Genomic DNA, 21,570 nt, shown 5'->3' with positions numbered 1-21,570 from the left:
TTCAAATACTTCAAATTCATTCACATTACAGTCTGTTTAGATTAAAACTACTGTGGAACTTACGTTTAAAACTAAACGTTATCGATTTACATTACAGTCTGTTTAGATTAAAACCGGGTTTATTCTCTGAACTTGAGAGCGACATCAATAATTTACATTACAGTCTGATTAGATTAAAACATGAGATTTGGATTGATGTGAATAAGTTTCAGTCATTTACATTACGTTGTGTTTAGATTAAAACAATTCGGTTAGTGGATGATGTCGTGATGATAAACAAATTTACATTACATTCTGTTTAGATAAAACTCAATGGCAAAGCGACATCATACGTGGGGCGAAGGGATTTACATTACAGTCTGTTTAGATTAAACCGATTATCGATCACGAGAACGGTTATTGGTCATATTAATTCACATTACACTGTGTTTAGATTAAAACAGGATATGATTTTATTGAAAGCATGGCTGAACTGGTATTCACATTACACCGTGTTTAGATTAAAACTATACCCGTATACAGGTATACTTAAGCGTAATATACATTCACATTACACCGTGTTTAGATTAAAACTCTATGACCGAAAGACCAAGTGCAACACATATTTATTCACATTACACTGTGTTTAGATTAAAACTAGATGAAATGTATGTAACGCAATCCGGAAAAGTGAATTCACATTACACTGTGTTTAGATTAAAACTTGCGTGACTCTCAATTTTCCTTCATGGAAAGAAGAATTCACATTACACTGTGTTTAGATTAAAACGATACTGAACAAAAAACATTTGAAGACATAGAAATATTCACATTACACTGTGTTTAGATTAAAACTTGGATTAGCGCAAAAGGGTAGCGGTAACTACTACATTCACATTACACTGTGTTTAGATTAAAACCTGACCTAGGCTTATTGCTGCTGGTTTATAAATGGAATTCACATTACACTGTGTTTAGATTAAAACGAGTGCTACACAGATTTTTGCCAATGTATTGATTGAATTCACATTACACTGTGTTTAGATTAAAACCACGGATTTCTCCTGTTGATTCGTCCACCATTTTCCAATTCACATTACACTGTGTTTAGATTAAAACGTTTTTTCTTTCGTGATTGTACCAAAATTGATCAAATTCACATTACACTGTGTTTAGATTAAAACGTTTTTTCTTTCGTGATTGTACCAAAATTGATCAAATTCACATTACACTGTGTTTAGATTAAAACCCCGCCTAATTTCAGCCCTTATATACCAAGGGTTTCAGGAGCTCTTTCTGTCGGTCTCCTGTTTCTTCTTGCTTATATTCTCCATTTTACGAGATAGGAATACAATAAGTCAATAACGATAGGATTCTTCGTGTCTGTCAATCCTCCTCAATTTCCGCACTATCGGAGGTCGACAGATTTTCAATTATAGGTATTCCTCAATTCTTTCGGTAAAATCTGCTTGTGTTTCATACTTCGTCAATGGTCGTCCGACTTCCAAGTATATCATTGTTTCCTTTAGCGCTTGACTGTCTACTAAAAACTGCAAATATTTTTTTGTAGAAATTCTTGATAAGCTGATTTTCGTTGCCAAATCTTTTGTCGAGAACGGCTCCTCTAAGGCTTGAAGTCCTTCACTGACCTTTTTCAAGGTCAGCTTTGATAAGCCCTTAGGCAATTCCTTATCCTCTGCTTGGCTCAACTTCTCCTGTGCCTCTCCATGGTTCATGTAGCGATCAATTGCCCGTTGGTTGGTTCGGTCGCCCTCTTCAGTAGCAAAAGTCAGCTTACGATATTTTTCAATTGCCAGCTTGAATCGTTCAAACGTAAATGGCTTAATTAAATAGTCAATTGCACCGTATCGAATCGCTTCTTTTACTGTTTTTACATCATCGGCAGCAGTAATTAGTATCACTGCAGCCGTACTTTTCTCCATTCTCAGCTCAGTCAGAAACTCAATTCCTGTTTCTCCCGGCAAAAAGACATCCAACAAAATCAAATCAATCGTTTCTTCTGCCAAAACCTTCTTGGCTTCATCCGCAGAACGGACATTCTTTACGACAATCATGTCAGGCAATTGTTCAACAAAACTTTGATTCAGGACCGCTACCATCGGATCGTCTTCAATAATCAGTATCTTGGTCACTTCTTTTTCCTCACTTTATTAGGCAGTTCCAGATAAACAACCGTTCCTCCAGTCTTCCTAGAGGAAAATTCAATCACACCATCGTATTCTTCAATGATCCGTTTCACGATATTCAATCCAAAACCACGATTTTCTCCCTTTGTCGAAAAGCCCACATTAAATAATTGCTGGTGTGCTTCTTTCGACAATCCGATACCATCATCACAAACCTCCAAAATGAAGAGCTGTCCCTCTTCTTCAAAAGTCAGATGGATTCGAACTTGACCTTCTCCCTTTTTTAATACAGCTTCCTTCGCGTTATCCAGCAGATTTCCCAATATCTGCAGAAGGGCGTGTACCGACTCGTCTACTAGCATTTCAGGAACATAGGAGTCATCGGCTAAAATCATCTCTACTTGCTGTTCTTTCGCCTCATTGATCTTTCCAAGCAGGAAACCTGCAATCGCCGGCACCTTGATAAGCTTAGTGATATAACCAACCTCAACAGTATAGTGATGGTTCAGCTGTTGGACAAATTCAGATACTTCGTCGAACTTCTCCAAATCAATCAGCCCTGAAATGACATGCAGCTTATTCAAAAACTCATGTGTCTGTGCCCTTAACGAATTAATGTATTGCTCAGTTCCACCCAGTTCCTCCAACAGCTTCATCATCTCTGACTGGTCTCTCAAGGTTGCAACCGCGCCAAAGAACTGCTCTTCACTGAAAATCGGTGAAACACTGGCAATCACTTCGATTCCATTCAAGTACATGTACTGATTACGAATCTCTGTTTTTTCTTCCAGTGTCGCTTTGAACAATACCTCATAAAGATTTTCGTCAATCACTTCCCCTAGCTGAGAATCCATTTCCAGACTGGAGGTCGCAAACAACTCCTTTGCTCCTCTGTTTAGTAAGATAATTTGCTTTGTCGGAGAAATGGCAATCAGCCCTTCCTCTACTTCATTTTCGATGATTTCCTTCTCACTTAACTGTGCGGCAATTTCCTCCGGTTCTAACCCAAGTAGAATCGTTTTCATTTTCTGAGCTAGAAATACAGCACCGATAATGCCTACGGTTAAGCCGAGTAATAACGATAACAGAATTTTTTTCTGCGCATCAGAAACATAGATGCCCATACTTTGAGAGGTGAGACCGACACAAACGCCACCAATAATTTCACCGTCATTCACAACCGGCACAAAATAGCGATAGCCATTGCCAAGTACCCCGATTTTTCGTGAGAAAAAGGCCTCACCGGAAAGAACCTTCTTTGCATCCTCTTCATCTGAAAATTTTTGACCAATGTAGGATGGTGCTGCATGTGACAGTCGAATCATGTCCGTATCCATCACGACTACAAAATCAAGATTTGCCGCCTTCATAACATCTGCAGCAAAGGATTGAACAGTCAGCTCCGAATCGCCATTCAGCAGCCCTTCCTTGACGATTTCATTTGTGGAGACAATCTTGGCAACACTTGATATCTTTTCGTTGGTCGTTTCATCATTTCTATTCAAGATGAAGTTTCTTATCAAAATTGCTGAAACAATTAGTGAGACCAATGTTGAGCAGCATACCACAAAAATGATCGTCGTCTGTAAATTGAAGGATCTCCGTTTAAAGAAGCCTTTTATTTTTGAAAACATATTTTTCCTTTCCTCATTAGCACCTCTACATGTTCTTCCGTAGAAATAGCCATTGCATCAAACTTTTGACCGTTCTGTAGCATAAACAGAAACGATCAATTTTTTCACTTAGTATGTAAATAAAGGCAGGACAATATTCAAATAGAAAATCGTCCTACCTTTAGCGCTAAACAATCAATCGTGTAGAACAGGTGGTTATGCATCTGAAAATAGTAACAGCCTTTGGCAACCCTTTTGAAGAAGCAGATGCATACTCCTTCAAAAGAATCACCAATAACTGATTCAGAACATTTTGAGACCCTATTCTTTTACATATAACCTTAATTTTTTTCTTTCGGCTCTTCTCCGGCAATTTTTCCATCACCATCAATATCCTGATCCGTCAGCTTTTCGACCTCTTTGACAAAGCCTTTTGTAATTTCCTTGAAGGTTTCTTCATCCTCTTCAAGCTCCGGCTGTTCTCCAATCACCGCTTCTGAAGGAATATCATCCATATTTGCGAACATTTCGATGTGCTGATGTAAATTTTTGAAAACCATTGGCGCTTCGCCGCCATACTCACCATCTAAATTGATAAGCATACGGTGCTTTTCATCCAAGGTTTCTACATGCAGATAATTCGTTTTTGTATAAATCACACGATTATCCTCTACATGCTTTCCACCGTTCATCATTAATGCCACTAAATGGACAATCTCCAAGACATTCGCTGTCTTTACAATAATCAGTGAGAACTTGCCATCATCCAGCTTTGCATCGGGAGCTATCTGCTCGAAACCGCCTACTGAATTGGTGAGACCAAGGAAGAACATTGACGCATTGCCTTCATAGACTCCATCGTCATAGGTCATTCTTACTTTGATTGGCTTAATGCGAGGAAGCATCTCTGCCCCCTTAACCAAGTAGGCAAGGTAACCGAAAATACTCTTTAATTCCGATGGAACCTCATACGTAAGCTCCGTCAAATGTCCGCCGGCAGCTATATTGATGAAATAATTCTCAGCAGCTTTCCCGATATCCATTCTTACTGTCTGATTCTTCTGGATGACCTTGGCAGCTTCCAAAATATTGTTTCTTGGAATCTTTAGTGCCCGTGCATAGTCATTCGTTGTTCCCGCAGGAATCACTGCCATTAGCGGCCGATCCTCCAAAGGTGCGATACCATTGACGACCTCATTAATTGTCCCGTCCCCCCCGGCAGCAACAATTAAATCAAAACCCGCCAGCGCAGCTCTTCGTGCTTCATCCTTTGCGGAATCTTGCTCCGGTGTTGTGGCAAACGTACTTGCCTCATAGCCGGATTCCTCTAAAACGTTAAGAATATCCGCCAGATTTTTTTTGACTAATTCTTTTCCGGAGGTTGGATTATAAATAACTCTTGCTTTTTTCATATCCTGTCAGCCGCTTTCTTATCGTTTTGCTAACTCTTCCTGCAACAACTTATTCACAATACCAGGATTGGCTTTTCCTTTAGTTGCTTTCATGATTTGACCAACTAAGAAGCCAACTGCTCTGTCCTTACCATTTTTGAAGTCATCAATTGATTGCTGATTGTTGTCCAGCACTTCATTGATAATTGGTAACAGTTGAGCCGGATCAGATAACTGAACCAAGCCTTTCGCTTCAACCACTTTTTTAGCGTCTCCGCCATTTTCGATTAACTCTTTGAAGACAGTTTTCGCGATTTTCGAGCTGATTGTACCATCTGCAATTAATTGAATCATTCCAGCAAGATTTTCAGGTGTCAGTTTTGTATCTAATAATTCCAGTTTTTCACTGTTCAGATAAGCAGAGACTTCACCCATCAGCCAGTTTGATGCTTGCTTGCTGTCTGCGCCCGCTGCTAATGTTGCTTCAAAGAAATCAGACATTTCTTTTGTTAGTGTCAGAACCATTGCATCATAGTCAGGCAAGCCCAGTTCCTTCGTATAGCGTTCACGACGTGAAGCTGGTAATTCAGGCAAGCTTTCACGTACCTTTTCAATCCAAGCATCATCAATCTCAAAGCGAGGAATGTCCGGCTCTGGGAAGTAACGATAGTCACTTGAGCCTTCCTTCACACGCATCAATAATGTTTTATTCGTTGTTTCATCAAAACGACGTGTTTCCTGTTGAATTTCTCCACCAGATAACAATACTTTTGCCTGACGTTTTTCTTCAAAAGCCAGACCTTTTTTAACAAAGCTCATGGAGTTCAGGTTTTTCAGCTCAGCCTTTGTACCAAACTCTTCTTGACCATAAGGACGTAAAGAAATATTGGCATCACAGCGCATAGAGCCCTCTTCCATTTTCACATCAGAAACCTCTGTAAATAGAATGATTGAACGTAAAGCCTCAAGATAAGCATAAGCTTCTTCCGGAGAACGCATGTCCGCTTCAGAAACAATCTCAATCAAAGGTGTTCCCTGACGGTTTAAATCGACATAAGAATAACCATCTGTACCGTGAATATTTTTTCCGGCATCTTCTTCTAAATGGACGCGTTCAATACGAATCGTTTTCTTTTCGCCTTCTACTTCAATTTCAATCCAACCGTCGTGCCCGATTGGTTGATCGAACTGAGAAATTTGGTAGGCTTTCGGATTATCCGGATAAAAATAGTTTTTACGGTCAAAATGTGTTTCTTTAGAAATTTGACAATTCAATGCTAAAGCGGCTTTCATACCAAACTCCAGCGCAGTTTTATTCATAACAGGAAGTACACCTGGGTAACCCCAATCAATCACCTGTGTGTTGCTGTTAGGCTCTGCACCGAAATGGGCAGGCGCAGGTGAAAAGATTTTAGAGTTGGTTTTTAATTCTACATGGACTTCCAGGCCGATGACTGTTTCAAAATTCATTAATCATTTCCCCCTAAAATCACTGGTTTTTTTGTATGGAAATCAGTTGCCTGTTCGAAGGCATACGCTGCTTTATACATGGTTTGTTCAGCAAATGGTTTTCCAATAATTTGCAGACCTACTGGTAAGCCTTCTGAAAATCCAGCTGGAATTGACATACCCGGTAGACCAGCTAAGTTTACTGGAATTGTCAAAATATCATTCATGTACATTGTGATTGGATCATTAATGTTTTCACCAATGCCGTAAGCAACAGTTGGTGCTGATGGTCCAATAATCAAATCATAGTCGGCGAAAACTTTTTCAAAGTCGCGCATGATTAGTGTACGAACCTGTCCCGCTTTTTTGAAGTGGGCATCATAATAACCGGCACTTAATGAGAATGTCCCGAGCATGATGCGGCGTTTTACTTCCATACCAAAACCTTCTGTACGGGAATTTACGTAAACATCTTCCAGATTTTGAACATCTTCTGAACGGTAGCCGTAGCGAATACCATCAAAGCGCTGCAGGTTCGAGCTTGCTTCTGAGGACGCAATGATATAGTACACAGCAACGCCGTATTTAGAATGCGGCAAGCTGACTTCTTCAATTGTTGCACCTAAGTTTTTGAAGGTTTCAACCGCTTTTAAGATTGCCTCACGAACATCCGGAGCAACCCCTTCACCAAGATATTCTTTAGGTAATGCAATCTTCATCCCTTTGATGTCGCCTGTCAGACCTTCAGTAAAGTCAGGAACTGAAACGCCTGCAGATGTACCATCTTTAGGATCAAAACCGCTGATTGCGTTCAATGCCAATGCATTGTCTTTTACATTTCTTGTCAATGGTCCGATTTGATCCAGACTTGAAGAAAAGGCAATCAAGCCATAACGGGATACACGGCCATAGGTTGGTTTCATCCCAACAATCCCATTGAAGGATGCCGGCTGACGAATACTTCCCCCAGTGTCACTTCCTAAAGAAACTGGGATTTGACCCGCAGCAACTGCAGCAGCAGAACCACCGGAAGAGCCGCCGGGTACTTTAGTATGATCCCAAGCATTTTTCGTTTTCTTAAAAGAAGAGTTTTCTGTACTACCACCCATCGCAAACTCATCCATGTTCAGTTTTCCAACAGGAATTAAATCAGATTGATACACCTTATCCATAACGGTTGCATCATAGATTGGGTTAAAGTTATTCAAAATTTTTGAAGCAGCTGTTGTCAGGATATCTTTTGTGACAATATTGTCTTTGATTCCGATTGGGATACCTGCTAAAGGATTTGATTCAGTGATTCCTTTTGTATCAATTGCTTTTGCCAATTCCAATGCTTTTTCTTCATTAATCGTAATAAATGCATCCACATCTTTTTCTGTTTCTTTGATGCGGTTAAGTGTTGTCGTTGTTAAATCAACTGCTGTAATTTCCTTAGATACCAGTAAATCATGCAGTTCTGTCAATGATTTATCGTATAGCTTTTCCATTATGCACCAGCCTCCCCATTGTCAATGATTGCCGGTACTTTGATATAGCCATCCTGTGCTTCCGGTACATTTTTCATTAACTCGTCTCTATTCATTCCCGGTTCTGCGTTATCTTCTCGCATCACATTGATCGTTTCAACTACATTGGATGTAAATGGAACGCCTTCTGTATCTACCTCTTCAAGAAGCTCAACCATATCGATGATTTTACCAAGCTGATCGGTAAACCCTGTTAGCTCCTCTGAAGAAAATGACAGTTTTGCTAGCTTTGCTACATGTTTTACTTGCTCTTCACTGATTGCCATAAATACCCTTCTTTCCTCTAAAAATACGAAAGTCTTCTGAAAGACTGTTTTTTCTATTCTATCATAAAAATATTGACTGTTTGAAAAAGATCACAGAAAAAGTGTTGAAAATTTCCTATTTTCCCTATGTTTTGATAATAAAAGCTGAATGAGCCTGCTCGTGAAGCCAAGCAATAAGAAAAGTGGAACCGACTGTTAACTTCTGATTTACTTTACAACCTAAAAATGACTCTCTTCAATAGCAGCAATCATCTCATCTTCTGTCCAAACGGCTACGCCTAAGCTTTCAGCCTTGGTCAGCTTGCTGCCGGCTTCTGCTCCTGCAACTACAATATCCGTCTTTTTCGATACACTGCCAGTCACTTTGCCGCCAAGATTTTCAATTCTTTCCTTAGCTTCTTCACGGGTATATTTTTCCAGCTTCCCGGTCAATACAACCGTCTTATCCTTAAATGGCGACTCTACTGCTTCCAACTGTGAGGAACGAATCCCTTTATAGGAAAGATTTACACCGGCTTTTTCGAACTCAGCCATCAGCTCATGAACTTCTTCATTTTCAAAATAAGTGACTAAGCTGTCTGCAATAATCTCACCAATCGAATCCAGCGCAACCACGTCTTCCTTCGTTGCTTTAGCAATCGTTCCCAAATCGCCAAAGTGCTCTGCCAAAACCTTGGCAGCCTTTGAACCTACATGGCGAATCCCTAAACCGAAAATCAGACGTTCCACCGAATTGTCCTTACTGGCTGCAATGGCTGTATAAATATTATGAGCCGACTTCTCCTTGATTTTATCCAAGGTCATCAGCTGTTCTTCCGTCAAGAAGTAAAGGTCTGCAACGTCCGCAACCAATTCCTTATCGAACATCTGCTCAAGTACACGCGGTCCCAAGCCATCGATATTCATCGCATTTCTGGAAACAAAATGACTTAATCCTTCTTTGATTTGAGCCGGACATTTCGGATTGATACAACGCAATGCCACTTCTTCATCTAAATGAACCAGCTCACTGTCACATACCGGACAATGGGTCGGTGCTTGAAATTCCTCGCTGTCGGCTGGTCGTTTATCAATCAATACCTGAGAAACCTCCGGTATGATATCGCCCGCCTTATAAATGATGACATGGTCTTTCAAACGAATTCCTTTCATCTCGATGAAATCTACATTATGCAGACTTGCTCTTGAAACGGTCGTTCCCGCCACTCGTACAGGAGTCATCACAGCGGTCGGTGTCACCACACCTGTTCGGCCAATCGTCCATTCTATGTCCTCAATCACTGTCTCTGCTTCCTCCGGTGGAAACTTATAAGCAATTGCCCAACGTGGGGCTTTGACTGTAAATCCTAATTCATCCTGAACTGCAAAATCGTTGACCTTAATGACAATACCATCAATTTCATAAGGCAGCTGCTCACGTTTTTCATGGTAGTCTTCAATATAGGCCCATACCTCATCAATATCCTTACATAACGTTCTTTCCGAATTGGTTTTCAAACCAATTTCAGTCAACTCTTCCAACGCATCAAACTGTGTCTGAGCCTGCATTGGACCAAAATCTGCTACTGTATAGAGGAAGGTACTCAAATTACGTTTTGCTGTAATGCTGGAGTCTAGCTGACGCAGACTGCCAGCTGCCGCATTTCGCGGATTGGCAAAGATATCCTGCCCTGCTTCTTCTCGTTCTTTATTCAGGTTGACAAATGATTTCTTAGGCATGTAGCACTCGCCGCGAACTTCAATTGACATTGGCTTTTCCAGCTTCAAAGGAATTGATTTCACTGTTTTAAGATTCTCTGTAATATTCTCTCCAACAGTGCCGTCTCCTCGGGTTGCCCCTTGAACAAACAGACCGTTCTCATACTTCAAAGAAATTGCCAATCCATCAATTTTCAACTCACAACAGTAGCTGACTGGTCGCCCAGCCAGCTTTTGAACCCGCTCATCAAAATCGTAAATATCTTCTTTGCTGAAGCCATCGTTCAAACTGTACATCTGTACATCATGTGTTACTTTTTCAAAGCCTTCGAGAATCTTTCCGCCGACTCTTTGTGTAGGGGAGTCAGAAGTAATCAAGTCAGGAAATTCCGCTTCAATATCCACTAACTCCTGATACAGTCGATCATAGACATAATCCTCTACCGTTGGCGTATCCTCAACGTAATACTCATGAGAGTATTTGGTCAAATCAACTCTCAGCTGCTTTACTCTTTCTGTCGCCTCTCCTAATGTCAGTGGTCGATCTTCCATTCTAACAAACCTCCTATATCCTTATACCTTTTCAATTGGGGCAAATGCCGCTAACAGACGCTTGATTCCCTTCTCGGGAAAAGCAATATCCAATTCCAAATCTGTTCCGCTGCCGCCTACTTTTACAATCACACCGATTCCCCAGGCTTTATGCTTCACCTTATCGCCTGCTTTCCAACCTAATGCTTCGCCTCCGCTGGCGGTTTTATCAGACACTGCCTTCTGTGCAGGTTGATTATAAGCTGGCTTGAATACTCTCGGCTCTTGTGTACGAATTGGCCGCTGTTGACTCGGCGCCTCCAACCCATGAGGCTCCAATAGCTCTTCTTCTATTTCACTTAAAAAGCGACTAGGACGATTGTATTGCGTTTTCCCATATAGTGTCCTGGAATACGCATTCGTCATATAAAGAACCTCTTCTGCCCGCGTGATTCCCACATAAGCTAAACGCCGTTCTTCTTCAAGCTCCTGTTCCTCAAGCATGGCACGAGATAATGGGAATATTCCTTCCTCCAGTCCAATCAAGAAGACAACCGGAAATTCCAATCCCTTCGCAGCATGAAGGGTCATCAGTGTTACCTGAGAAGTGCTTTCCTCTAAGTCATCGATATCCGAAACAAGCGCCAAATCATTTAGAAAGACAGCCAGTTTTTCTTCCGGCGCATCAGCATCTTCTTCTTCCTGCTTGGCATATCGCTTATCAAACTCCTGTGTAACTGTCAGGAACTCGTCTAAGTTTTCCAATCGTGTTTGAGATTCCAGATTGTTTTGACGAATCAAATCTTCTTTATAGCCGCTGCGATCCAGTACTTCTTTGACTAACTCAGTAATTGTTAAATAAGGAACCATCTGTGTCAGCTCCTGAATCATTAGCCCGAAGCTTCCCAGCTCTTTCCCGGCTTTCCCGGAAATATTAGCTAAATCAACATTCTGTGCCGCTTCAAGAAGAGGCCACCCATGCATTTCTGCAAACTGTCTCAGCTTTTCAACGGATGTTTTACCAATCCCGCGTTTTGGTGAATTCACAACACGATCAAAGCTAAGTGAATCCATTGGATTAGAAATGATATTCAAATAGCCCAGAACATCCTTAATCTCCTTACGATCGTAGAACTTATGTCCACCAACCATCGTATAGGGGATATTGGATTTTAGCAGCATTTCCTCCATTACACGGGATTGTGCATTGGTTCGATACAGGACAGCAAAATCACTATAGATTCGCTCATTTTCCTGCATTTCCTTTTGAATCTGCTGAACAATGAACTGTGTCTCATCACGCTCCGTGTTCCCTCGATAATAGACAATTTTCTCTCCGTCTGTGTTTTCAGTCCAAAGACTCTTTGCCTTTCGATTACGATTATTTTGAATGACATCATTGGCAGCTGACAGGATTTTCTTCGTTGAGCGATAATTCTGTTCCAGCAAAATGACTGAAGCCTTTGGATAATCAGACTCAAAATCAAGGATATTCTGCATATCCGCCCCACGCCAGCCATAGATACTTTGATCCGCATCACCAACGACACATAGATTTTTGAAGCGTTCAGCCAGCATGTTCACAAGCATGTACTGCGCATGGTTTGTATCCTGATACTCATCTACATGAATGTAATGAAATTTATTTTGGTAAAAAGCCAATGTATCCGGCTGTTCTTCAAACAAGCGAATGGTATTCATGATTAAATCGTCAAAATCCATACATTGATTATTTCTTAACTCTCTTTGGTAACGATCATAGCATTTCGCTGCAATCTCTTCATAGATACTGCCCTGAAGCTCAGCCATTTTTTCCGGTGTCTGCAATGCATTTTTCGCATTACTGATTGTTCCTAAAATTGTTCGCGGATCATATTTTTTTGGATCAATATTCAGCTCGTTCATTACTCGTTTCATTAATGTTCGCTGCTCAGAGGCATCAATAATCGTAAAATTTTGATTATAGCCAATCTGGTCAACATTTCGGCGTAAGATACGCACGCACATGGAGTGAAAGGTAGATATCCAGACATCCTCTCCACCATGCTCAAGTAGTCTTGCAACCCGTTCCTTCATTTCCTTTGCCGCTTTATTTGTAAATGTAATTGCCAGAATATTCCATGGATTGACGTCCTTTTCTTCAATCAAATAAGCAATTCTGTGGGTCAAGACTCGGGTCTTCCCACTGCCGGCACCGGCCATTACTAATAACGGCCCTTCGGTGTGCAGAACGGCTTCTGCCTGTTTAGGGTTCATTCCCTGAATCAACGTATGTTTCGGAGCCATGTACAACGTCCTCCCTTAAAATTTCAATCTTTATCATTATACCAAATAACCAGCTGAAATTCTTTAAAAACAGCTACTATAATGAACCATATGAACCATTTTTTTGTGGGAATTGATAGAACGCTTATTTGGCTGATTGAACTTCATGATTTCCCCTCAGAAATTTCTGCCAAGAGAAAAAAAGCACAGCAGATATCGATTATCTACTGTGCTGCTTCACTATTCCACTTAATGACTCTTACACTTCGGAAGGCTGTTCTTCTTCTGTGGCAGTTTCCGCTAACTCAGCTGCTTCGTTTGACGCGGTTGATTCTTCTGCCTCATTCTCATCTTCCTCGTCCTCGTCTTCATCTACTTCATCGTCCAGTTCAAGCTCCTCCAACTCAGACGCTTCCTCAGACTGACTGATAAACAGTGCCAGATAGATGAAAATCATTGGAACCCATTGTGTTGTATTCAGATAGTTTTCCATCATTGCATGAAGGCAAGTGAAAAGAAAAGCTGTAAGACACAACACTTGATTCATAGAATAATTTTTTTGACGATGTCGGAAAGTTAGGAAATATATTCCCCCGAAAAAGAGACTATATCCGATGATTCCATAACAACCTAAAATATCCAGATACGCGTTATGTGTACCAAAGTTTTTGATGGTAGAAACAAAGCTGCCTCTCAGCCCTGTCAATAGGTAAGTCGTATCACTTCCCCAAAAATCAAAGAACTGTTCCCAAATTTCTCGACGACTTAAAGGAATACCAAACCCTTCAAATACCACGAATAGATAGAGAAAGATTGGAATGATAATAAACATCGCCGCAAAGAGAATCATCCAAAATATCTTCTTTTTGACCAGTGAACGAAGAATTGGAATAAACTTAAAGAATAGACATACAGCCAAAAACGCAATATACGAAATCAATGGTGTCCATGATAAACATAGATAAAACACAGTCACTGCAGCTAAACTCACCAGACCTTGTAATATCAATGAATAGTCCACATCCATTTTCTCAATGAGGATAACTACCAGCATCGAAGCGAAAAACGTAGGACCTGCAATCAGATTTTGATTCGTCCAAAGAACAATGTTTCCAATTTCAAATGTGACCATCAACATTTTGACTAGCATAACAGCAACATAGCCGCCTGAAAAATACAAAAGAATCGTTCGAAAAGTCTCGTTATATGAAATCTTTCCAGCTAAAAATATAAAGGTTAAAGCCAGCGGTATTTGCCAATAAAAATTTCTGTATGCTTGGTTATCAGAAAAGAAATAGACTGGGATTGCCACAAGCACAAGTCCTATAGCCGAAAGAATCTTGTCTACAGTAGTCATTTTAGGTAAAGCCAAAACGAACATTCCCAATATCGTAGCCGGCAAAATTTTCGGGAAATAGATAAACATCTCATTAGAGACTCCATCTATACCAACCCAAGTTAAATAGGAACATACAAAACCAATAAACAAACAGATAAATTTCAACCACTCCATATACTTCTCAATACTAGTATCCTTCATTTCTTACATCCTTATCCATATTTTTATTCAAACTACTTGTGACTGCACAGCTATCTTCTTATGTAGAAATCTCATTGCATAGACATCTCTATTTCTAAAATAGAGTGTCCTAAACCAAACATCGCCAAGCATTTGTTTTATGTTGCCTTTCTTAGCTTAACAAATACTTTCACAACATTCTATAGAAAATTCGGTTTTTAACACAATAAATTAAATTATTCTCAAAAACGGTATTGGAATAAAAAAAAGAGAATAAAAATATCTTTTTACAAATGAATATGAACGTTTTTGGATGTTTTTGAATATTTTTGGTTGATTTGTGTTTTCATCCATGGTACTATACCAGTGAAGAGAGGGATGGAAATGCTTACAGAGGAACGTCATAAAAAAATAATGGACTTATTAAATCAGGAATCAATTGTAAAGTCACAAGAGCTTTCGGACCTATTAAACGCGTCAGAATCAACCATTCGAAGAGACCTTCAGGAATTGGAGAAAGCCGGAATGTTGGAACGTGTACACGGTGGCGCCAAAATAAAATCCGATCTCGGTTCTGAACAGTCAATGAACGAGAAATCAATCAAAAACATTCAAGAAAAGCAATTATTAGGAAAAGCTGCTGCCGAAGTAGTGAATGATGGTGATGTCATTTATCTTGATGCCGGAACGACAACCTTGGAAATGATCCCCTACTTGACCGGAAAAGATGTTACTGCTGTCACAAACTCTGTTCATCACGCGGCACAGCTGATTGATTTGAATATCAACACAATCATTCTCGGTGGAACACTGAAGCTGTCCACTAAAGCCATCATCGGATCAACAAGTATGGAACAATTAAAACAATTTCGATTTAACAAAGTTTTTATGGGCATGAACGGTATTCATCCTGATTTTGGTTTGACTACACCGGACCCCGAAGAAGCGGCCTTAAAAAGATTGGCTATCCAACACGCAGAGCAAGCCTTCGTATTAGCAGACCATAGTAAGCTGAATAAAGTTTCCTTCACCAAAGTAGTCGATGTGGAACACGTCATTCTACTCGTTGATTATTGTCCTAAAGAATTATTGAAGGAGCTGCAGCAAAAAACGATTATCAAGGAGGTTGCAAAATGATTTACACAGTAACACTGAATCCATCGATTGATTATATCGTTCATGTCGATTCACTTAAAATAGGTGATATCAATAGAATGAGCTCTGATTTGAAATTGCCCGGAGGCAAAGGCATCAATGTTTCCAGAATTTTAAAAAGAATCGGACTTGAATCTACAGCTTTAGGGTTTATGGGCGGATTTACCGGAAGCTTCATTACCGACTGGCTGCACTCAGAATCAATCACAACAGATTTCACCCCAATCAAAGCGGATACCAGAATTAATATCAAGCTGAAAGCCGGAGATGAAACAGAAATCAATGGTGCCGGACCTCACATAGAGGAAGCAGAAATGGCAAAGCTGAAAGAACAATTTAGTCACTTATCGGCAGAGGATATTGTCATTCTCTCCGGAAGTACCCCTGCATCTTTACCAACAGGCTTTTATGCAGAACTGATTCAACTGATTACAGCTTGTGGCGCAGAATTTGTTATCGATACAACCGGTCAGGATTTAAAGCAGTCATTAAATTCTCAACCTTTACTAATCAAGCCAAATAATCATGAACTGGCAGAATTGTATCAGACAGAGTTTCACACGGTAGAAGACATTCTTCCTTACGGAAAGGCTTTGTTGCAGGAAGGAGCAAAATACGCCATCGTATCAATGGCTGGAGATGGTGCCTTACTCTTCACCCAAGAAGGAGTGTTCCGCTCCAATGTGTTGAAGCGTCCACTAAAGAACTCAGTAGGTGCAGGAGATTCGATGATTGCCGGGTTTGTCGGAAAGTATGTTGAAACAAGTGATCCAATCGAGGCCTTTAGATGGAGCGTTGCCTGCGGCAGTGCCACAGCATTTTCAGATGATTTGGCAACTGCTGAATTTATTCACGAGTTGTTAGACGAAGTAAGTATCACACAACTATAAGGAGGAGTTAGTATGAATATCAAAGATTTGCTTATTAAAGATGTAATGATTATGGATTTGCATGCTACAACAAAGCAAGCAGTCATCGATGAAATGGTTGATAAAATGTATGCAGGCGGACGAATCACTGACAAAGAGGTTTACAGACAGGGGATCTTAGACCGAGAAGCACAGACCTCCACCGGCTTGGGCGATGGCATTGCCATGCCTCATGCAAAAAATAGTGCAGTAAAGGAAGCAACTGTTCTTTTCGCCAAAAGCAGCCACGGTGTTGATTACGATGCGTTGGATGGACAACCAACATTCCTATTCTTTATGATTGCTGCTCCTGAGGGCGCAAACGACACACACTTACAAGCCTTAGCAGCCCTTTCCCGTCTGTTGGTCAACCCTGATTTTGTTGCACAGCTGAAACAAGCAAGCTCCCCAGAAGAGGTTCAGGAATTATTTGACAAAGCAGAGCAGCTTAAAAAGCAGGAAGAACAACAAGAGCAGGCTGCTCAAAATGATACGTCTAACGAAAGATTTATCGTAGCAGTTACTGCCTGTCCGACAGGGATTGCCCATACCTATATGGCCGAAGATGCCTTGAAAAAGACGGCGAAAGAAATGGGTGTCGCCATCAAAGTAGAGACAAATGGCTCTGAAGGAATCAAAAATCGGTTAACGCCTGAAGATATTGCAAAAGCAGCCGGTGTCATTGTGGCTGCTGATAAAAAAGTAGAAATGAACCGTTTCGATGGAAAAGAATTAGTCAATCGCCCAGTCAGCGATGGCATTCGTAAACCAGCTGAGCTGATTGAAATGGCCCTAAGCGGAAAAGCACCTGTTTTTCACGGCAGCGGTAGCGAAGCATCCTCATCCGAGGACAGTTCTGCCGGAGGATCTATTGGTTCACGAATCTACAAAGATTTAATGAACGGTGTTTCTCATATGCTTCCATTTGTTATTGGCGGAGGAATTGCGATTGCCTTGTCCTTTATGATTGACCAATTCATGGGTGTCCCTGACAGCCAATTAGCCAATCTAGGTAACTACAATGAAATGGCTAGCTGGTTCAACCAAATCGGTGGTGCTGCATTTGGCTTCATGCTTCCTGTCTTAGCCGGATTTATCGCTTCCAGTATCGCAGACCGTCCTGGTTTAATTGTTGGTTTCGCAGCAGGGGCATTAGCGAATACCGGTGGAGCCGGATTCCTTGGCGCATTGATTGGCGGGTTCCTTGCCGGCTTTGTCATTATTGTTCTGAAATGGCTGTTCAGCGGTCTACCTAAGTCACTGGATGGGATTAAAACGATTCTATTCTATCCTGTATTTGGCCTGTTGATTACAGGTGGTGCGATGCTGCTCATCAACGTTCCTATGAAATTTATTAATGATGGTCTGAACAATTTCCTTCTTGGTTTAGATGGTACAAATGCTGCTTTACTTGGTGCCCTTCTTGGCGGGATGATGGCTATTGACTTAGGTGGTCCAATCAATAAAGCCGCCTATGTATTCGGTACAGCTTCTATCGCTACATCACTTGCTGAAGGCGGAAGTGTGATTATGGCCTCTGTAATGGCTGGTGGAATGGTGCCGCCATTAGCAATCTTCATTGCAACACTAATTTTCAAGAATAAATTTACGCAGGATCAAAAGGACGCAGGACTGACGAACTTAGTTATGGGACTTTCCTTCGTTACCGAAGGGGCAATTCCATTCGCTGCTGCCGATCCACTACGTGTTATTCCAGGCTTTGTTGTAGGCTCTGCCTTAGCCGGTGGATTAGTCGGCGGTATGGGTATCCGTTTATTGGCTCCTCATGGCGGGGTGTTCGTTGCCTTACTTCTAAGCAACCCATTAATGTACTTGCTATTCATTTTCGCCGGAGCAGTCGTCTCTGCATTTATCGTCGGCATGCTTAAAAAACCTGTTACCGAAACAGCATAATAAAAAACGGCTATCAGTCATCTCTTTTATCAGATGATTGATAGTCGTTTTCTATTTTATTCCATTTCATCGATTTTCTCTAAATCTTTTATTTCCAGATGATCTGCATTCACAAACGCAACCCTCAAATGGCTGCTGTCTTTTCTTAAATCAAAATAGGTAGCTGAATCCTGTATGACCAAATTACTGATATTGACATCCCACAGCTTTTCCTGCAGCTCATCCAATGGTACTTGAGCTAACGATGCCTTCGGTAAATAGAATCGTAAAACAGCCAAATAGGTGTCGTATTTCTCGTCAGCAACATGAATCTCCAGATACTGACGAATATAAAATTCATAGGCAGCCAACCCCGCATCGATAGCCAGTTGTGGGTTAATCACTCGATAGTTCATCATCTTTTTCCCTTGATGGTCAATCCACGGAAAATAGGCTTGAACATTTAGAACACCCTTCGTTCTATTTTCAGAATACTCCTGGCGAATGTAGTCACTGCTCCTAGTAACAAAATAGGTGGCTTTCTTCTTCTCTACCGGCTGAAATCGATCATTTTGATACTGAACAGTTTGAACCATTTCTTCGATAAAAGCAAACTCAATAAGAGGCGGCCGCAAAATTCCGACGCCATTATTCCAAGCCAGCTGGTCAAAGCCCATTTGTGCTCTGAAAAACTGTTGAAAATGTTGATTTGCTTCTGCCTGCCAATTCAGCGGATCAAGAAAGAGGGAAACCTTGACCATGTCATTTTTTAACTCTTCAATTGTTTGTACCTGCTGAACTTCAAGGAATATCTGTCGTGGGATTATTTGAAAATAGAGGCTGGAATAATACATTTTCCAGCAAGCGGTCAGACACAAGCCTCGGAAAAAAATATCATAGCCCGAAAACTGATTACAATCTACAATAATTTCCTGATTATTGTTATACCGCTTTGGCAGCTTCGTCAGTTCTTCAGCAGTATCAAAATCCCGCTTATCCATCTTTTCAACGTTATTGTACAAATACTCATCCAATGAACGAATATATCCGTAGATTCCGCTTGCTTCCATTCGTAAATCATTGTAATTCTCAATCATTTTTTGGTACTTAAAGAAAACACTGCTATCAATGATATTCCGCTCAACAATCGATCGACTGGAAATATGTACTTGGAATTCTCCCTCGGAAGCGTAGATTTTCATCCAAAGCGTATCTTTATCCGTTAAATCCTCAATAGCGGACTTTGCTGCTAAACTATCAAAGGGTAATGTCTCCCCATCATCTATCTTATAGTATTTTGGTTCAGTAATAATCCTTACGAAACTCAACCAGTCCTTTAGCAGTTCAATGGATTCTTCCATCAAAGAACTGTTCAATTGCGACATCATATAAATTTTCCCAGTTTTTTTCATACTCGGCTTGTTCACCTCAATTTCCTAAACATTCCTTTATTACTCCAAATAAAGGATAATTACAGTCATTCCTTTTGTCATCTACATAAATCCTTTAGTCCCAGTATCTGCTAATAAAAGGCTTCATTTTCAAACTATAGCATATGAATGGTATTTACGCCATTTTTGCAGATTGAACCGAAAAATAAACAAAGCAGAACCGATTGATAAGATACACATCTTCTGTTTGAAGTTACTTACCGACTCTAAGCCGGCCCTCTCGTCTCAGAAAATAACGAAACAGAAGCCCCATTTGAGATGAGAACAAGCAATAGGAATCGCTCAAAACGATTCCCGAAGCTTGTCTTCATCACTAGCTGGATACTTCTGTTCCATAAATTGTTTTCAGTTCTTATTTTTCAACTGCAGTTTCTGTAACAACTTCTACAGCTTTCTTCATACGAATATCATGCTTCAACATATCTTCAGTCAGAACACGACGTACTTGATCCTCAGGCATGTTGTATTGTTCTGCTAAATCTTTGATTTCTGCATCAATATCTTCAGCAGTTACTTCGATGTTTTCTTGTTCAGCGATTGCTTCAATCACAAGATTTGTTTTCGTACGAGTTTCTGCTTCACCTTCAAATTGTTTGTGAAGGTCTGCTTCAGTAGTACCTGTTAATTGGTAGTACATTTCAGGAGCGATTCCCTGACGTTGCATATTGTTCAGGAACTCATCCATAGAACGGTGTACTTCATCATGAACCATTACATGCGGAAGTTCAACGATTTCAGCGTTATCCACAGCAAGACGGATTGCTGCTTCATCTTTTGCTTCTTCAGCAGCAGCTTCTTTAGATTCAGTCAGTTCTTTACGATATTTCTCTTTTAATTCATCTAAAGATTCAACAGAATCGTCGATGTCTTTTGCAAATTCGTCATCCAATTCAGGAAGCTCTTTTGCTTTTACTTCATGGATTTTCACTTGGAAAACAGCTTCTTTACCAGCTAAATCTTCTGCTTGGTAATCTTCCGGGAAAGTAACTGTTACTTCTGCATCTTCACCCGCTTTTTTGCCAATCAATTGATCTTCAAATCCTGGGATGAAAGAGTTAGAACCTAATTCAAGAGAATAGTTTTCTCCTTTACCGCCATCAAAAGCTTCGCCATCTTTGAAGCCTTCAAAGTCGATAACAACTGTGTCGCCGCTTGCAGCAGCTTCGTCTTCTTTGATAACCAATTCAGCTTGAGATGCTTGTTCACTAGCCAAACGCTCTTCAACGTCAGCATCAGTTACTTCGCGGTCCTGTTTTTCAACAGTCAGATTTTTATATTCGCCAAGCTTCACTTCAGGTTTAACTGTTACTTCAGCAGTAATTACCCAGTCTTCCCCTTTGTTCATGCTTTCTACATCGATTTTTGGTTGAGAAACCGGATCGATTCCTGCTTCTTTTACAGCAGCTTCATATGATTCAGGTAAAACAGCATTCAATGCATCTTCGTACAATGCTTCTTCTCCATACATACGGTTAAACACTTGACGAGATACTTTCCCTTTACGGAACCCTGGAACATTCAGGCTCTTTTTCACTTTGTTAAACGCTTGTTTCATTCCTTTTTCGATTGTTTCACTATCGATTGAAAAAGTCAGCACACCATCGTTTGTGCCTTTTTTCTCCCATTTCGCAGACATTAAATTCCCTCCGAATAACTTTTATTTATACATTATAGTTTTGCTATGCATACCTTTAAATAGTACACCATCACTGGGAAAATGTAAATATTTTAGGCGATATCCGCTAGTAGAAAAAGAATTTTTTTTTAAATCAATAA

The 21,570-nt window shown here is 40.5% G+C and carries 14 protein-coding genes; 3 read left to right on the top strand and 11 right to left on the bottom strand.

Features of this window, described 5'->3' with window-relative positions; all coding sequences use genetic code 11:
- Positions 1–1,412: 1,412 nt before the first annotated feature.
- The 9 genes from IW510_RS08965 to IW510_RS08925 form a co-directional block, all read right to left on the bottom strand.
- Positions 1,413–2,132, bottom strand: coding sequence for a response regulator (locus IW510_RS08965; RefSeq protein WP_202058761.1), 720 nt, complete (start codon positions 2,130–2,132; stop codon positions 1,413–1,415).
- The gene (locus IW510_RS08960) at positions 2,129–3,760 is read right to left on the bottom strand and encodes an ATP-binding protein (RefSeq protein ID WP_236674680.1); all 1,632 of its coding nucleotides are present in this window, start codon (positions 3,758–3,760) and stop codon (positions 2,129–2,131) included. Before IW510_RS08960 ends, IW510_RS08965 begins: the two co-directional genes overlap by 4 nt.
- A 320-nt stretch (positions 3,761–4,080) precedes the next feature.
- Positions 4,081–5,151 (bottom strand): diacylglycerol kinase, encoded by a 1,071-nt coding sequence (locus IW510_RS08955; RefSeq protein WP_202058759.1) that lies wholly within the window; start codon positions 5,149–5,151, stop codon positions 4,081–4,083.
- 18 nt (positions 5,152–5,169) lie between these two features.
- A complete protein-coding gene (gatB, locus tag IW510_RS08950; RefSeq protein WP_202058757.1) occupies positions 5,170–6,600 on the bottom strand; it encodes an Asp-tRNA(Asn)/Glu-tRNA(Gln) amidotransferase subunit GatB in 1,431 nt (476 codons plus the stop codon).
- Positions 6,600–8,069: an Asp-tRNA(Asn)/Glu-tRNA(Gln) amidotransferase subunit GatA gene (gatA, locus tag IW510_RS08945; protein ID WP_202058755.1), complete on the bottom strand. Its 1,470-nt coding sequence runs from the start codon at positions 8,067–8,069 to the stop codon at positions 6,600–6,602. Before gatA ends, gatB begins: the two co-directional genes overlap by 1 nt.
- The gene (gene gatC, locus IW510_RS08940; RefSeq protein ID WP_202058753.1) at positions 8,069–8,374 is read right to left on the bottom strand and encodes an Asp-tRNA(Asn)/Glu-tRNA(Gln) amidotransferase subunit GatC; all 306 of its coding nucleotides are present in this window, start codon (positions 8,372–8,374) and stop codon (positions 8,069–8,071) included. The genes gatA and gatC overlap by 1 nt, the downstream gene beginning before the upstream one ends.
- Before the next feature lie 219 nt (positions 8,375–8,593).
- Positions 8,594–10,624: an NAD-dependent DNA ligase LigA gene (gene ligA / locus IW510_RS08935; RefSeq protein WP_202058751.1), complete on the bottom strand. Its 2,031-nt coding sequence runs from the start codon at positions 10,622–10,624 to the stop codon at positions 8,594–8,596.
- Between the two features lie 21 nt (positions 10,625–10,645).
- Positions 10,646–12,889 carry a DNA helicase PcrA gene (gene pcrA / locus IW510_RS08930; RefSeq protein WP_202058750.1) on the bottom strand — a complete coding sequence of 748 codons (2,244 nt, stop codon included), beginning with the start codon at positions 12,887–12,889 and terminating at the stop codon, positions 10,646–10,648.
- Positions 12,890–13,127: 238 nt separating this feature from the next.
- Positions 13,128–14,408: an EpaQ family protein gene (locus tag IW510_RS08925; RefSeq protein WP_202058748.1), complete on the bottom strand. Its 1,281-nt coding sequence runs from the start codon at positions 14,406–14,408 to the stop codon at positions 13,128–13,130.
- Positions 14,409–14,771: 363 nt separating this feature from the next.
- On the opposite strand from IW510_RS08925, the gene IW510_RS08920 reads away from it, so the two are divergent.
- The 3 genes from IW510_RS08920 to IW510_RS08910 are packed head-to-tail and all read left to right on the top strand — an operon-like array spanning position 14,772 to position 18,364.
- Positions 14,772–15,524: a DeoR/GlpR family DNA-binding transcription regulator gene (locus tag IW510_RS08920; RefSeq protein ID WP_330932644.1), complete on the top strand. Its 753-nt coding sequence runs from the start codon at positions 14,772–14,774 to the stop codon at positions 15,522–15,524.
- Positions 15,521–16,432 (top strand): 1-phosphofructokinase, encoded by a 912-nt coding sequence (pfkB, locus tag IW510_RS08915; protein ID WP_202058744.1) that lies wholly within the window; start codon positions 15,521–15,523, stop codon positions 16,430–16,432. Before IW510_RS08920 ends, pfkB begins: the two co-directional genes overlap by 4 nt.
- A 12-nt stretch (positions 16,433–16,444) precedes the next feature.
- Complete coding sequence (locus tag IW510_RS08910; protein ID WP_202058742.1) at positions 16,445–18,364, top strand: PTS fructose transporter subunit IIABC; 1,920 nt, start codon at positions 16,445–16,447, stop codon at positions 18,362–18,364.
- A gap of 56 nt (positions 18,365–18,420) precedes the next feature.
- On the opposite strand, the gene IW510_RS08905 is transcribed toward IW510_RS08910, so the two are convergent.
- Positions 18,421–19,755, bottom strand: a complete 1,335-nt coding sequence (locus IW510_RS08905; protein ID WP_202058740.1) for a hypothetical protein — start codon at positions 19,753–19,755, stop codon at positions 18,421–18,423.
- Positions 19,756–20,146: 391 nt separating this feature from the next.
- Complete coding sequence (gene tig / locus IW510_RS08900; protein WP_202058738.1) at positions 20,147–21,430, bottom strand: trigger factor; 1,284 nt, start codon at positions 21,428–21,430, stop codon at positions 20,147–20,149.
- Positions 21,431–21,570: the final 140 nt, after the last annotated feature.

The organism is Enterococcus sp. BWR-S5 (assembly GCF_016745255.1).
In the GTDB taxonomy this organism is placed as follows: domain Bacteria; phylum Bacillota; class Bacilli; order Lactobacillales; family Enterococcaceae; genus Enterococcus_L.
The sequence above is the reverse complement of the archived record's forward strand: the minus strand, read 5'-3'. Positions and strand labels throughout refer to the sequence as shown.

Bases quoted from the DNA above. Each gene is read 5' to 3' on its own strand.
- IW510_RS08960 (WP_236674680.1), bottom strand. From the start codon at position 3,760: ATGTTTTCAAAAATAAAAGGCTTCTTTAAACGGAGATCCTTCAATTTA.
- IW510_RS08955 (WP_202058759.1), bottom strand. From the start codon at position 5,151: ATGAAAAAAGCAAGAGTTATTTATAATCCAACCTCCGGAAAAGAATTA.
- gatB (WP_202058757.1), bottom strand. From the start codon at position 6,600: ATGAATTTTGAAACAGTCATCGGCCTGGAAGTCCATGTAGAATTAAAA.
- gatA (WP_202058755.1), bottom strand. From the start codon at position 8,069: ATGGAAAAGCTATACGATAAATCATTGACAGAACTGCATGATTTACTG.
- gatC (WP_202058753.1), bottom strand. From the start codon at position 8,374: ATGGCAATCAGTGAAGAGCAAGTAAAACATGTAGCAAAGCTAGCAAAA.
- ligA (WP_202058751.1), bottom strand. From the start codon at position 10,624: ATGGAAGATCGACCACTGACATTAGGAGAGGCGACAGAAAGAGTAAAG.
- pcrA (WP_202058750.1), bottom strand. From the start codon at position 12,889: ATGGCTCCGAAACATACGTTGATTCAGGGAATGAACCCTAAACAGGCA.
- IW510_RS08925 (WP_202058748.1), bottom strand. From the start codon at position 14,408: ATGAAGGATACTAGTATTGAGAAGTATATGGAGTGGTTGAAATTTATC.
- IW510_RS08920 (WP_330932644.1), top strand. From the start codon at position 14,772: ATGCTTACAGAGGAACGTCATAAAAAAATAATGGACTTATTAAATCAG.
- pfkB (WP_202058744.1), top strand. From the start codon at position 15,521: ATGATTTACACAGTAACACTGAATCCATCGATTGATTATATCGTTCAT.
- IW510_RS08910 (WP_202058742.1), top strand. From the start codon at position 16,445: ATGAATATCAAAGATTTGCTTATTAAAGATGTAATGATTATGGATTTG.
- IW510_RS08905 (WP_202058740.1), bottom strand. From the start codon at position 19,755: ATGAAAAAAACTGGGAAAATTTATATGATGTCGCAATTGAACAGTTCT.
- tig (WP_202058738.1), bottom strand. From the start codon at position 21,430: ATGTCTGCGAAATGGGAGAAAAAAGGCACAAACGATGGTGTGCTGACT.